The organism is Brevibacillus fortis, from assembly GCF_003013395.1.
Lineage (GTDB): Bacteria > Bacillota > Bacilli > Brevibacillales > Brevibacillaceae > Brevibacillus > Brevibacillus fortis.
In genome coordinates this window covers 139,424-151,381 of the sequence record NZ_PXZM01000018.1, presented here as the reverse complement: position 1 = coordinate 151,381, position 11,958 = coordinate 139,424, and the positions used below count along the sequence as shown (strand labels likewise).

Below are 11,958 nucleotides of genomic sequence, written 5' to 3'. Positions count from 1 at the left end.
GACCCTTCCTGCATTCAAAAAGTAGAGGTCGGGTCTTTGTTGATGGATTAACGATTCATGAGGAGCTGAACCTTTTGGCGTAATTCCTGTTCTGTTAACGGCTCCAATTGGAACAATGCCTCATAAGGATCGTCACCCGGAATATGAAAGTACTCGGCAAAAGCAGGTTCTGTTTTGATGCCACTTTGCTTGAGTATCCTGATTTGTTGATAGGCTTCCTGTCCTCCAATCGCTAACAACCGTGCTTCCATATCCATATGTCGATAGGCATTTTGCTTCTCGACGGCAACCGGTTGAGCAAATAATTCAAACCAAAAGTCAGCCGCGAAAAATTGGATGACACACGTGGCAATATCTTTTACGTTCATGTCGTCAGTGAGGGACGACGCCCGCTAGCGCGTCCCAAAAGTCGAGAGGTTGAGGAACCGCTACTGTTAGCGAATTTTTAATCACCCATAATTCTTGGTGAATTAAAATACACGTAGTATACTTACTGTTGTTGCCGGGTTTTTACATTTACCTGATCTGATAGTTTCTAAAAAACTAAAATGAAAGTGGAATGAAATTTCATAGAAGGAAGTGAACTGCATGCATGAGCAATTAAATTGACGGTATCTTTCTGTATATGTTCCGTCAATTTTTGTATCGTATCATTAAGGTTAGTTTAGAAAAGGGAATTCCCAATTTGGTAATTTTACAACTTCCCGATTTCGCTCTTGAAACTCTTATCCTACTCGTTAGTGAAAAATTCACTTAATTATTGGTGGCTGTATTCCATGTAACCAGTCTAAAATAAATGGGGCTTGATGAGGGTTTAGGCTACTTGGAATATCCTTCTTATGTATGAATTGAAGTCGTGTACTTTCCTCATTTCCTTGAACTGTACCTTCGTATTTTGTTACGTGAAAAATAATCTGTACACTAAAAACTTTGTCTCCATTTGCATATTGAGCAAAACCATTCTTTCCGGAATATATTCCAAACAACTTTATTTGACTGATTTTGAGATTAGTTTCCTCTAACACTTCCCTTCTGACAGTCTCTTCGAATGTTTCCCCAATTTCCAGAAGACCTCCAGGAAGACCCCAAATATCTCTTTTTTGTTGTAGTAGAATTCGTCCGCAGTCGTCTTCGATTATTGCCCCACAGCCAACAGTTAAAAGAGTTTCATGACCAATGTACTTTCTCATTGTTACTATATAGTCATTCAAAACAGCTTTACCTCCCAAGTACTTTTTCCAAGATAAATTCGTCATACTAAGCTAAACTCCTCGCTAGAATAACCTTGATCATGTGACTCGTCACTTAACAAAGGCAGCATACTAACTACTAGTTTTTGCTTCCACTCCATCGTATTACGTATGTAAGGGCGGCATAGAAATAAGACTTTCCATGCCGCCCCTCCTATTTCTTCATTTTTTGATGCTTCTCTCGAAAAAGCTCTCTACCATTTCTTCGGAAACATCCGCTAATGATCGGTACATATAAAGTGGCTCCTGATCCTTATCGATGAGCACGGACCGGACCCCTTCAAAAAAGTCACGATGCCGCAAGAAGTTATTTGCTAACACTAGATCTGTGGCAAAGCAATCCGACAACGATTTAAGTTTGCCTTCCGTCAGTTGCTTTAACGTAATTTTTAGTGATGCTGGCGATTTTGACAGGAGTGTCTCCTTTGTTGTCCTGGCAAAATCGCTTTGGTCCTTTTCGCATGCACAGATTATCTCTTCTACCTTTTCAAACGAAAAATAGTGATCAATCTGCTTCTGTAGTAATGGAAGCTCGCTTTCCTGTGCAGGTTTCTCGGAATGTTCATGAAGCAATTGATTGAGCGTGGCATCGGCATTATTGAGTTCCCACTCAACCTGTTCCAGATGGGCAAGAAAGCTTTGCATCGATTCGCTGGTCATGTAGACATCTGCACCATGGATATATATGACATCTTGAGCCTGGATGACGGTTGCAGTCATTGCCAGGTATCGCCCTATATGTCCGGGAGCCTTGTTTAAAAAATAGGCAGCGCCTACGTCGGGGAAAAATCCGATGTTCATCTCTGGCATGGCCCATTTTGTCCGCTCTGTCACGATTTTATGGCGTGCCCCATAGGTCAAACCTACTCCACCTCCCATCACGATGCCGTCAAGACACGCGATAATGGGTTTTTCATACGTATAGATCATCTGATCAACCTGATACTCTACTTCAAAAAAATGCTCTGCTTGATGCATGGCATCTTGACTAGACGCGGCCTCATAAAGAGATTTAATATCACCGCCCGCACAAAAGCCTTTTGTCCCGGCTCCTTTCATGACGACGACCTGTATATGGTCGTCTGCCGCCCATTCTTTCAATTTATCCCCGATCGCAATTAGCATGTCATACGTCAGTGAATTGAGAGCTTTGGGCCGATTCAGCGTAATGGTAGCTACTCCATTTTCACTGACGCAAAACAGCACCTCGTCCGTCATCATGGTCTCTCCTTTCATGAATGGGAAAATTGTGGCGAACGTTTTTCAACGAACGCTTGAATGCCTTCTTTCGCATCCGCTGTTAAAAAAAGTTCCGCAAATCGTTTCCGCTCGCGGTCCAGACTGGCATCCAATGGCTCGTCATATCCGTGCATGATGCATTCTACAGCGCGTGAAATGCTGGTCATGCTTTTCCCGTCTATAAATGACTGTGCGATAGCAACCGCTGTCTGTATCAATTCTTCTGGGGAGACAACCATCTGTACGAGGCCGATCTCGGCTGCTTCCGAAGCGCTCAATTGCTTGCTCGTTAAAATGAGGCGTAGTGCAGTCGCTTTGTTTGTCAGCTTGCTCAGACGCTGGGTCCCGCCAAATGACGGTATCAGCCCCAACTTCAACTCGGGCAAGCCAAGGATAGCAGTCTCTGAAGCGATCCGGAAATGACACCCCATAGCAAGTTCCAATCCGCCCCCAAGGGCAGGACCATTAATCGCGGCGATCACCGGTTTATTCATTGCCTCGATTTCATTGCATAGTGCCTGACCGGCCTCTGCCATGGACAAAGCTTTTTCCTCGTCTCCCAAAGCAGATACAAATTCTTTAATATCTGCCCCTGCCACAAAAAATCGGCCTGCCCCCGTCACGATGATAGCTCTCGTGTCATCATCATCTGTGAGCGCCGCAAACAAGGCACGCAATTCATTGATGCACGAAGATGACAACGTATTTGCTGGTGCATGATTCAGTTCAATCGTTGTAACATAATGTTCGTTCTTCACTTTAACAAATCGTAAGTCCATCTCTCTCATCCCTTCTGATTTTTTAAAACCAGCGTTCCGTTACTACTTTTTTGCGGGTATAAAATTGCACCCCGTCTTTGCCGTTAGTACCGAGATCACCGTAGAAGGACGCTTTATTCCCGGCGAATGAAAAAAATGCCATCGGTGCAGGGATATTCACATTCACACCGATCAAGCCCGCATCGATTTTTTTACGGAAATTCTGAACATGCTTGCCGCTGGATGTATAGATGACGGCTCCGTTTGCAAACCGGGATTGATTGGTCAGCTCGATGCCTTCCTCTAGACTTTTTACCCTGACGACAGAAAGGACGGGAGCGAAAATTTCGTCCTGCCATATCTTCATCTGTGGCGTCACATTATCGAAGATCGTCGCCCCTACAAAATAGCCAGATACGTCTGTTTCCACCTGCCGACCGTCTACCAGCAAGGTAGCGCCTTCTTCCACGCCGCTATCGATATAGCGAAGCACACGATCTTTGTGGACTTCGCGGATTACCGGACCTACGAAGTTTTGTTCCAAACGTCCGTCTCCCACCTGCAGCTTGCGTGTTTCTGATACGAGCGCATCCATGAACGAATCGGCGATTTCATCGACCACAGCCACCACCGAGCAAGCCATACAACGCTGACCACTGCTGCCGAATGCGGCTCCGACAACACCTTGCACCGTTTTTTCCAGATGGCAATCGGGCATGACAATCGCATGATTTTTAGCACCTGCCAGCGCTTGCACTCGCTTTCCGTGCGCTGTTCCGGTTTGATAGACATGTCTGGCAACCTGTTCTGACCCGACAAAGGAAATCGCTTGAACCTCGGGATGCTCCAGCAAGCGGTTGACGACCTCTTTCCCGCCATGAACGAGGTTCAGAACACCATTCGGAAACCCTGCCTCATAAAACAGCTCGACAAGCTCTCCAGCCAATATCGGCGTTCGCTCTGATGCTTTCAGGACAAACGTATTCCCGCATGCGATAGCGAGCGGAAACATCCAGAGCGGGATCATCATGGGGAAATTAAATGGCGTAATTCCAGCCACGACTCCCAGCGGATAGCGCCAAATGGTTCCATCGATACCTTCTGCAATAGAAGGTAGAGCATCACCCATCATGAGATTGGGCGTCGTTGTCGCCAGCTCGACAGCCTCGATTCCGCGCTGTACCTCACCGCGTGCATCCTTCAACGTCTTTCCATTTTCCATCGTAATAATCTGGGCCAATTTCTCTTTCTGCTCCTGCAACAACTGGAGGTATTTGTACAAGTATCTCGCTCGATTGGGAACGGGTACTTCCGACCATGTATGATAGGCAAGCTGGGCAATCTCTACGGCACGATCCACATCCGTTTTTGCTGACAAGGGTACAAACGCAATAATCTCACCGGTGGCTGGGTTGGGCACCGCTTCTATCTCTGTACCCGTGGAATCTACCCACTGACCTCCCATATGATTCTGCACTTTTTTCACGCCCGCCATGTTCATGTCACATTCCTCCGTTTCTTATTGCGCAGCATTCGTTTTCCCGCTGATTTTTTGATACAGAACAGACATGTCTTTTTCTCCATATCCGCTCTTCTCCGCTTCCTCATACAAGGCAAAGAGCATTTTGCTGATGGGCAAATCAAGCTGTTGTTTCTCCGCCAGCCCTAATGCGAAACCGAGGTCTTTGCGCAACAGCTTCAAGGAAAAACCTGGTGCATAATCGTCATTGGCGATAAAGCTTTTGTAATTGCGTTCGTAAATACGACTCTGGCCGTAGCTAACATTCAGCATGTCGAACAGCTTTTCCAGATCGAGATTGCTTTGCTTCGCTAACGTGAGCGCTTCCGCGACTCCTGCTGTATAGAAGCCTATGAGAAGGTTGTTTATGAGCTTTGTTGCGGTGCCGCTGTCAATCTGCTCGCTGACGTGAAAAATGTTTGCGCCAAGCTCGTTCAGGATCGGCAGTGAACGCTCAAACGCTAGCTTCGGACCGCCAACCATAAAGGTTAGTGTGCGATTGACGGCACCGATGACTCCTCCACTGACAGGGGCTGCCAAAAAGTCGATGCCTTTAGACAAAGCCGCCTCCTCGATGGTTTGATTGATTTCAGGAGCTACCGTGCTTGTATCGATCAACAGAATGCCAGGCTGACTGCTGTCAACCAGTCCCCCTTGGCGAAGATAGATTTCTTTGACAGCATCAGAGGAGGGTAAACTCGTAAAGATGACATCACATACACCAATCATTTGCGCAGCAGAGAAGCCAATGATGCCTCCTGCTTGTTCGAATTGAGCTTCGGCAGCCTTATTCAGATCTGACCCGTACACTGAAAAGTTTGATTCAATCAAGTTTTTTGACATAGGAAGACCCATATTACCGAGGCCGATAAAACCGATTTTTTTCATTGGACATCCCTCCATTTAGACAAAATAGTGGGTACGCTTAATGATCTCTTTGGCGATTGTACGTTTTTTGACAAACAAGTTCGTGTAAAGCGGCGCAGGAAGATGGCGAATTTCATCCAGTAACTGTTTTCTGTTCTGTTCATCAGTTGCCGCCGCGGAAATGATGGAGACGGCTGATTCTTCCACACGTCGATAGCCCTCTTCGCATAATACATCTGTCACCAACTGCTTCATCTCCCCGGACTCCGCCCCATTTTTGGCGATTCCCTTGCTCGTTCGCAGAAGGGCGGATTCCATCACATAAATGTCTTTTATGATGTCTGCCAGCAACCGCATATACTCTTGCTCATCTTCAATCGGTAATGAAGAATGGGTAATCGAGTCCAGGCTTCGATACAGCATGCGTTTTGACAGTTGAATAAATGCTTCGTTCCTTCCTGCATGTACGACGGTTTCCGGCTCCCTCATCATCGGTTGTTGCTGAATAAATTTCTTTACTAAAATTTTGGAGACAGTCAATCGATTTATTTCATTCGTTCCTTCGAAAATCCGGCTGATTCTTGCATCGCGGTATAGCCGTTCCACCTCGTACTCCTGCATATACCCATATCCACCGTGAATTTGGACAGCCTCATCGACAATCGCATCAAGCACTTCTGAGCTATTGATTTTATTTATCGCACATTCCATTGCATAATCTGCGATTTTCTCCATCCAGTTATCGCTAGTGGCAAACGAATCGATGACGTCATCGAGTGCGCCAGCCGTTCGGTAGGCAGAGCTCTCTGCTCCATAGATGGCTGTCGTCATGTTGGCGATCTTTTCCTGAATCATCGTGAATTCGACTAGCTCCTTGCGAAACTGCTTGCGCTCTGTCCCATAATTTACAGCTAGTTCAAGCGCTTGCTTGGCCGCGCCAATGTTGGAAAAAGCCAGCTTGAGGCGCGCCATATTCAAAATATTCAATGCAACTCGATGCCCCACACCAGCTGTCCCAAGTACATTGTCGTTCGGGATGCGCACTTGATCCAAAATCAGGGTCGCTGTCGAGGACCCCTTAATGCCCATTTTCTTTTCTTCCGGGCCGACCGAGACGCCGTTAAACGATCTTTCCACGATAAAGGCCGTCATTCCCATGCTCGTGCTGGCAAAGACGACGTATACATCGGCGACTTGTGCATTCGTAATCCACTGTTTTTCACCATTCAGCAACCATTCTGTGCCGTCCTCGTTTCGTACTGCGCTCGTTTTCGCACTAAGCGCATCCGAGCCTGCACCTGATTCCGTCAATGCGTATGCGCCGATCCATTCCCCAGAAGAGAGCTTCGGCAAGTACTTACACTTTTGTTTCTCAGATGCGAAATATACGTAGGGCAGGGTGCCCACTCCAGCATGAATGTTAAAGGATACACTGAAAGAGCCGCCGAATCCCATTTTTTCCGCAACGAGCCCGGCAACCTTTTTATTCAGGGAAAGACCGCCATACGCCTCTGGTACCTCAATACCAAGCAGCCCGAGCTCGCCTGCTTTTTCAAACAGCCTGCAGGTGGCTTCATGATTCTGCTGTTCAATAGATGGCAATTGAGGCACCACTTCTTTTTTGACAAACCGTTCCGTCGTTTTCGAGATCAGCTGTTCTTCGTCCGTAAAATCTTCCGGCGTAAACAAATGTAGGTACTCCTCGGTTTGCAGCAAAAATAACTGATTCCAGCGAAGCTCTGTTTGTTTCATCCTGTCCTCCCGCCTTCCTGATTGACGAAAGAAAAAAGGCGATGATTGTATTCACATCAAGACATGAGGTTTTGCCCAGAATGCTAATCATCGCCTTTCTATTTTTTTTTCATTTCTACATGTGAACGTGCGTGGGCCTATTGTTCCTTGGACAAAACCGTTTTTGCAATCTGGTTGTCCAAATTCTCAAATTTGTCATAGGAGATAGCCTGATAGAGTTCGCTTCTCATTTGCATATCAGGCAACCCTTCCTGTTGCGACCCTTGCATCCGAATCATCTGAAAGATCCGTTCATACGCTTTAGCGGCTACACGTAAAGACGTCACGGGATAAATCACCATCCGGTACCCCATGTCCGCAAATTGTTCTGCAGAATAATAAGGAGTTTTTCCAAATTCGGTCATGTTGGCAAGCAATGGTACAGACACCTTTTGCGCGAAAAACCGAAATTCTTCCTCGGACTGAAGCGCTTCCGGAAAGATCACATCTGCACCTGCCTCTACATAAGCCAAAGCGCGTTGGATGGCTCCTTCCACTCCTTCCTCTGCACGTGCATCCGTACGGGCAATGACAAGCAGTGATGGTGCCACTTCTTTGATGACCTTTATTTTTTGGACCATTTCCTCCGTTGTGACCAGCTGTTTCCCGTTTAAATGGCCGCATTTTTTCGGCAACTGCTGGTCTTCAATCTGTACAGCTGCCACGTTGGCTTCGAACATTTCTCTCGCGGTACGGGCTACATTCAAAACACCGCCAAATCCTGTATCGATATCCACCAACAAAGGTAGGTTCGTGGCACGGATGAGATCCCTTGCCCGGTCGGCCACTTCCGTTGACGTGACGATTCCCAAATCAGGAAGCCCTCTGCTTGCCGTGTAGGCAGCACCTGACAGGTACAGGGCAGAAAATCCTGCTTGTTTGGCAACGAGCGCAGCCATAGCATCATGTGCGCCAGGAATCTGCAAAATGTCTGATGCTGCGATTAACCTACGCAATTGATCTGCCAGCTCCTGTTGGCTGAAAGATTGGTCTACGATCCAAGCCAAATGGCTTCCCTCCTCCTCAATTCAGAAACAGATTGACAAATTCCGGTACACTCATTTTCTCCAATGCTTTCTGATCAGCGCATCCTGCTTCAATTTTTTGCTGTTGCTTGATTGGGTAATGGGTCCTTAAGTTGTTCGAAAACTTCTCGATAATTTTCGGAATCGCTTCCTCTCTGCGGAAACGATGTCCCAACGGATACTCGCACTCTTCAAGCTCCGTGGATGAGCCGTCTTTGAAAACGACCTGAACCGCGTTAGCGATTGAGCGTTTGCTCGGATCGAGATAATCGATGCTGTACTGTTTGTTTTCAACCACTTCCATTTTCTCGCGCAATCGGTCGATAATCGGATCGGAAGCCATTTCATCTTCGTAATGCTCAGCTGTGATATCACCTTTGATCAAGGCAATCGCCGTAATGTATTGCAGGCAATGATCACGATCAGCCGGATTGTGTAGCGGACCTACCTTATCGATAATACGAATGGCGGATTCGTGCGTGGTGATGATGATCCGATCTATATCCTCGATACGGTTCTTCACATGAGGATGCAGTTTGACAGCACATTCAGCGGCGGTTTGTGCATGGAATTCCGCAGGGAACGATACTTTGAACAGAACATGCTCCATCACATAAGAATCAAGGGGTCGCGCTAGCTTCACTTCTTTCTTGTTGAACAGGACATCCTGGAAGCCCCATCCCGGTGCTGAAAGGGCTGTCGGATAACCCATTTCTCCTTTGAGAGCCATCATGGCTAGGTGAACTCCCCGGCTAGTAGCATCCCCTGCTGCCCATGATTTGCGGGAACCTGTATTCGGAGCATGCCTGTAAGTACGCAGGCTCGAATTGTCTACCCATGCGTTCGATAAGGCGTTGATAATTTCGTCCCGACTTCCACCAAGCATTTTTGCTACAACTGCTGTGGTTGCAATTTTTACAAAAAATACGTGATCCAAGCCTACGCGGTTCAAGCTGTTTTCTAGTGCCAAAACGCCTTGAATTTCATGTGCCTTCACCATCATTTCCAGTACTTCTCGCATAAGCAATGGCTCTTGGCCCTCAGCGATTCGCACCCGACTCAAGTAGTCAGCAACCGCCAGGATACCACCAAGATTGTCCGATGGATGCCCCCATTCTGCGGCAAGCCACGTGTCGTTATAATCGAGCCAGCGGATCATGCATCCAATATTGAAAGCGCCTCGTACAGGATCAAGAACGAATGAAGTACCAGGTACCCGAGTGCCGTTTGGTACGACTGTGCCTGGCACAATCGGCCCAAGCAATTTCGTGCACTCCGGATAGCTGAGCGCCAAAATTCCGCATCCGAGTGTGTCGAGCAAGACATAACGCGCAGTCTGGAATGCCTCCTCGCTGTCAATTTCTTTATGAAGCACGTAATCAGTGAGTTCTTCGAGTAACGCGTCTGTTTTTGATCGTTCATTCAGCTTTAACAAGTGAATCATCCCTTTCATTGCTATTTGTTTTTGTGATATTCCTAGTCTTTATGCTAGTTTCGGTGTTAGGCACGCCGCTTGCCGATGTAATGAACGCGCGGTCTAAAAAGGCGATTATGGTTGTGCTGTTCAATGACATGCGCACATAATCCAACCGTTCTGGCGGAGAAAAAGATCGGTGTGTACAGCGGAATGGGAATCCCAAGCATCCAGTACACGGGAGCTGCATAATAATCGAGATTCGGGTAAATCCCTTTTTCCCGCTCCATGATTTTTTCTCCGGCTTCGCACATGCGATACAGCAGATCGTCACCTTTTGCGTCGCATAATTGTTGCAAAGCTTCTTTCATCAGGAGCGCCCGCGGGTCCATTTTCTTCATGTACACACGATGACCAAATCCCATGATCCGATCTTTATTGCGCAATTTTGTTTCAAGCAACTCTTCAAAATTCGAAACCGTCCCTGCTTCCAGAAGCATGTGCATCACTGCTTCATTTGCACCGCCGTGCAAGTTTCCTTTCAAAGATGCTACTGCTCCTGTCAGAGCACCATACAGATCGGAAAGTGTGGAGGCAATCACTCTCGCAGTAAATGTGGAATTGGGCATCTCATGCTCACTGTACAACACAAGTGAGCGATCAAAAATGCTTTCTTCCAACGCGGTTGGCTGTTTGCCTGTTATCATGTAAAAAAAGTTCGCACTGTACGACAGCTCCTGAAGTGGAGAAATCGGCTCCTGCTTGTTAATGATCCGGTAGCTATTCGCTACAATGCCTGGTACTTTTCCTAGCAGCTTGTATGCTCGATTTACATTCACCGCTCGCGTGCAATCATCCAGTTGAGAATCGTAGCCAGATAGAGCGGAGAGTCCTGTTCGCAAGCCATCCATAGGATGAGTGTGTTCAGGCAAAAGCTTGATAATATTCAGTACTTCAGCCGGTAGGTCGTACTCCTGCTTCAGCTTCGATTCCACTTCTGCTTTTTGTTCTGCATTCGGAAGTGCTTCATCAAGCAAAAGATGGACGATTTCTACGTAGCTTCTCGTCTTGGACAACTCGATAAGATCGTAACCTTTGATCACAATTTCTCCCTGTACGGTATCAAGAAAGGAAATCCTAGTTTCTGCCGCCACTACACCATCCAGTCCTGGAAAAAATCTCTCTTCAGCTCCCATTGTGTTCGTCCCCCAAGCCAAATAGAATTTCTTTCATATGCTTGAATGCGGTATCAAGATTTCGCAAGTACCTTTCTTTGTCTTCTGACCGGTCCACTCGTTTTATGATCTCATCGTGTAGCTGGGTATAAGTAGCAATCATCGTAGAGGGGGTTTCCACGATGAGATTGTTCATGATGCTTGATTTAAAAAAATTGGTAAAGTATTCGATTGATCCGAACAAAGAAACCCTCCTTCGCCACGCCATCCATAATCGGCCAATAAAAAAACAACTTCCAAAGAAGTTGTTAAGGCGCGAATGGGATACTGAAATAAGCATGTTAAAATGAAAAATTTTAAGCACGCTCGCTCATTTCGCACTTAACACCCCCTATCCTCGTAGGTATAACGATGTGTGCTGAAACAGGCAGGTCTCCTGGCTTATGATCATCGCTTTTCGAGCCTTCCCATTTCCATTAGAATGAAAACAGTGGTATCCTCGAATCGCTCCCAAATACAGTTGCGGGACAGCGCCGGACTCTAACCGAACTTCCCTTTTAAGCAGATAACCTATATCCCGTTATCTGCACCTGTTTGTACACGATATTTAGTTTTCGCTATAACTATAGCAATGATTCTAAAAGTTAACAATTGTTTTTATTTACAGTTTTTATTTTACAAAAAACGACATATATTCAATGAAAGAAATCGACTCCTCATTTTATTTTTACAATAATTAACAGTATTCATGCATCATAGGTGAAAATCGGTTTACCGATGAATTTTGATCTTACCCATGTAAAGTAGACAACTTTGAACAAGCCTATCTAACATCCCGAATTCGGCTTTCTACCGTATTCAGCGTTTTAATCAGGTCTGAAAATGGTGTAGAATATAGAAATTCTCACATAGTATTAGCT

Annotated in this window: 11 protein-coding genes and 1 riboswitch; all 11 genes read right to left on the bottom strand. The window is 46.3% G+C overall.

The genetic code is table 11. The annotated features are described in order from the left end of the window. Positions 1–47: 47 nt before the first annotated feature. Positions 48–368 carry a DUF4269 domain-containing protein gene (locus C7R93_RS12385; protein WP_244191520.1) on the bottom strand — a complete coding sequence of 107 codons (321 nt, stop codon included), beginning with the start codon at positions 366–368 and terminating at the stop codon, positions 48–50. A 381-nt stretch (positions 369–749) separates the two neighbouring features. Continuing rightward, positions 750–1,256, bottom strand: coding sequence for an NUDIX hydrolase (locus tag C7R93_RS12380; RefSeq protein WP_208637814.1), 507 nt, complete (start codon positions 1,254–1,256; stop codon positions 750–752). 156 nt (positions 1,257–1,412) lie between these two features. Next, a complete protein-coding gene (locus tag C7R93_RS12375; RefSeq protein ID WP_106839091.1) occupies positions 1,413–2,468 on the bottom strand; it encodes an enoyl-CoA hydratase/isomerase family protein in 1,056 nt (351 codons plus the stop codon). Between the two features lie 14 nt (positions 2,469–2,482). Further along, complete coding sequence (locus C7R93_RS12370) at positions 2,483–3,268, bottom strand: enoyl-CoA hydratase-related protein (RefSeq protein ID WP_106839090.1); 786 nt, start codon at positions 3,266–3,268, stop codon at positions 2,483–2,485. 22 nt (positions 3,269–3,290) lie between these two features. Then, the gene (locus tag C7R93_RS12365) at positions 3,291–4,748 is read right to left on the bottom strand and encodes a CoA-acylating methylmalonate-semialdehyde dehydrogenase (protein ID WP_106839089.1); all 1,458 of its coding nucleotides are present in this window, start codon (positions 4,746–4,748) and stop codon (positions 3,291–3,293) included. A gap of 18 nt (positions 4,749–4,766) precedes the next feature. Beyond that, positions 4,767–5,654, bottom strand: coding sequence for an NAD(P)-dependent oxidoreductase (locus C7R93_RS12360; RefSeq protein ID WP_106839088.1), 888 nt, complete (start codon positions 5,652–5,654; stop codon positions 4,767–4,769). Between the two features lie 15 nt (positions 5,655–5,669). Further along, positions 5,670–7,385, bottom strand: a complete 1,716-nt coding sequence (locus tag C7R93_RS12355; protein ID WP_106839087.1) for an acyl-CoA dehydrogenase family protein — start codon at positions 7,383–7,385, stop codon at positions 5,670–5,672. Positions 7,386–7,522: 137 nt separating this feature from the next. Then, entirely contained in the window at positions 7,523–8,431 is a 909-nt protein-coding gene (gene prpB / locus C7R93_RS12350; RefSeq protein WP_106839086.1) for a methylisocitrate lyase, read from the bottom strand. Between the two features lie 16 nt (positions 8,432–8,447). Continuing rightward, a complete protein-coding gene (locus tag C7R93_RS12345; RefSeq protein ID WP_106839108.1) occupies positions 8,448–9,884 on the bottom strand; it encodes a bifunctional 2-methylcitrate dehydratase/aconitate hydratase in 1,437 nt (478 codons plus the stop codon). Positions 9,885–9,949: 65 nt separating this feature from the next. Next, complete coding sequence (mmgD, locus tag C7R93_RS12340; RefSeq protein WP_106839085.1) at positions 9,950–11,059, bottom strand: citrate synthase; 1,110 nt, start codon at positions 11,057–11,059, stop codon at positions 9,950–9,952. Beyond that, the gene (locus tag C7R93_RS12335) at positions 11,049–11,282 is read right to left on the bottom strand and encodes a hypothetical protein (protein WP_106839084.1); all 234 of its coding nucleotides are present in this window, start codon (positions 11,280–11,282) and stop codon (positions 11,049–11,051) included. The genes mmgD and C7R93_RS12335 overlap by 11 nt, the downstream gene beginning before the upstream one ends. 165 nt (positions 11,283–11,447) lie before the next feature. Then, a riboswitch (cobalamin riboswitch) is annotated at positions 11,448–11,647 on the bottom strand. Positions 11,648–11,958 lie beyond the last annotated feature (311 nt).

Bases quoted from the DNA above. Each gene is read 5' to 3' on its own strand.
- C7R93_RS12385 (WP_244191520.1), bottom strand. From the start codon at position 368: ATGAACGTAAAAGATATTGCCACGTGTGTCATCCAATTTTTCGCGGCT.
- C7R93_RS12380 (WP_208637814.1), bottom strand. From the start codon at position 1,256: ATGACGAATTTATCTTGGAAAAAGTACTTGGGAGGTAAAGCTGTTTTG.
- C7R93_RS12375 (WP_106839091.1), bottom strand. From the start codon at position 2,468: ATGACGGACGAGGTGCTGTTTTGCGTCAGTGAAAATGGAGTAGCTACC.
- C7R93_RS12370 (WP_106839090.1), bottom strand. From the start codon at position 3,268: ATGGACTTACGATTTGTTAAAGTGAAGAACGAACATTATGTTACAACG.
- C7R93_RS12365 (WP_106839089.1), bottom strand. From the start codon at position 4,748: ATGAACATGGCGGGCGTGAAAAAAGTGCAGAATCATATGGGAGGTCAG.
- C7R93_RS12360 (WP_106839088.1), bottom strand. From the start codon at position 5,654: ATGAAAAAAATCGGTTTTATCGGCCTCGGTAATATGGGTCTTCCTATG.
- C7R93_RS12355 (WP_106839087.1), bottom strand. From the start codon at position 7,385: ATGAAACAAACAGAGCTTCGCTGGAATCAGTTATTTTTGCTGCAAACC.
- mmgD (WP_106839085.1), bottom strand. From the start codon at position 11,059: ATGGGAGCTGAAGAGAGATTTTTTCCAGGACTGGATGGTGTAGTGGCG.